The sequence below is a fragment of the Streptomyces sp. SBT349 genome (assembly GCF_001083795.1).
In the GTDB taxonomy this organism is placed as follows: domain Bacteria; phylum Actinomycetota; class Actinomycetes; order Streptomycetales; family Streptomycetaceae; genus Streptomyces.
The window spans coordinates 1-1,499 of sequence record NZ_LAVK01000655.1 but is presented as its reverse complement, the minus strand read 5'-3'; the positions used below and the strand labels follow the sequence as shown (position 1 = coordinate 1,499).

Here is a 1,499-nt window from a genome sequence, read left to right as displayed (position 1 = left end):
ACCCGCCAAACCAACCTCGCCGCCTACGCCCACCAAGACCTCCCCTTCGAACGCCTCGTCGAAATCCTCAACCCACCCCGCACCCTCACCCACCACCCCCTCTTCCAAACCATGCTCATCCTCCAAAACAACACCCACCACCACACCACCCTCGGCAACCTGACACTCCAGAACCAGCCGGTAACCCTGACCGGAGCAAAATTCGACCTATCCCTCAGCGTGGGAGAAGTAAATGGCGGCGGCCTGACCGGGGTACTGGAATACGCCACCGACCTCTTCGACCGGACCACCGCCCAGAGCCTTTCCCACCGACTCGCCCGGACACTGGCCGCACTCGCACACCACCCCACGACACCGATCAGCCACATCGACATCCTCTCCCCGGCGGAACGCCACCAGGTGCTGACCGAGTGGAACGACACCCGCCGAGAGGTCCCGGCCGCGACACTGCCGGCCCTGTTCGAGGCACAGGCCGCGGCAACACCGCACAACGTGGCGGTCGTCTGCCAGGACACCGAACTCACCTACACCGAACTCAACACACAGGCCAACCGCCTCGCCCACCACCTCATCGACCTCGGCATCGGCCCCGAGGAACTGGTGGCGGTCGCGGTTCCACGGTCGGCGGACATGGTGGTGGCACTCCTGGCCATCCTGAAGACGGGGGCCGCCTACCTGCCGATCGACACCGAGTACCCCCGTGAACGAATCGCGTTCCTGCTCCAGGACGCCACCCCCGCACGCGTGATCACCACCACCACCGCCGCCCCCGCACTACCGCAGGACAACCCGCCCCTGATCCTCGACGACCCCACGGTACGAAACACCCTGACCCGTCACCCGGCCAGCAATCCGGCCGACAGCGAACGCACCTCACCCCTGTCACTCACACACCCCGCCTACGTCATCTACACCTCAGGCTCCACCGGCCGCCCCAAAGGCGTAACCGTCACCCACCAAGGCATCGCCAGCCTCGTAGCCAACCAGGCCACCCGCTACAACGTCGGACCCAACAGCCGCATCCTGCAATTCGCCTCCCCCAGCTTCGACGCTGCGGTATGGGAAACATGTATGGCTCTGCTGACGGGAGCCCGGCTCGTTCTCGCCCTGTCCTCAAGATTGCAGGCGGGACCACCGCTTTGCGGCTTGATGGCCCAGCACGCGATCACGCATGCCACTCTCCCCCCAGCTGTCCTGACGGCTATGGGCGCAGAGGACCGCCTTCCCAAGAGCACGACGATCATCGTCGCCGGTGAGGCCAGCTCTGCCGAACTCGTGGCGCGGTGGGCTCCCGGCCGGAAGATGATCAACGCCTACGGCCCCACGGAATTCACCGTCTGCGCGACTTCCACCGGACCTTTGGTGGATATCGAGACCCCACCGATTGGTCGTCCTTTCTGGAATACGCAGGTTTTTGTGTTGGATGGTCGGTTGGATGTGGTTCCGCCGGGTGTGGTGGGTGAGTTGTATGTGGCGGGGGCGGGGGCTGTCTCTTTTTC

The 1,499-nt window shown here is 64.9% G+C and carries 1 protein-coding gene; it reads left to right on the top strand.

The features are described from left to right. Positions 1 to 63 precede the first annotated feature (63 nt). Positions 64 to 1,499: non-ribosomal peptide synthetase (locus ADY01_RS35555; protein ID WP_234320553.1), on the top strand; the 1,436-nt coding region annotated here is incomplete at its 3' end.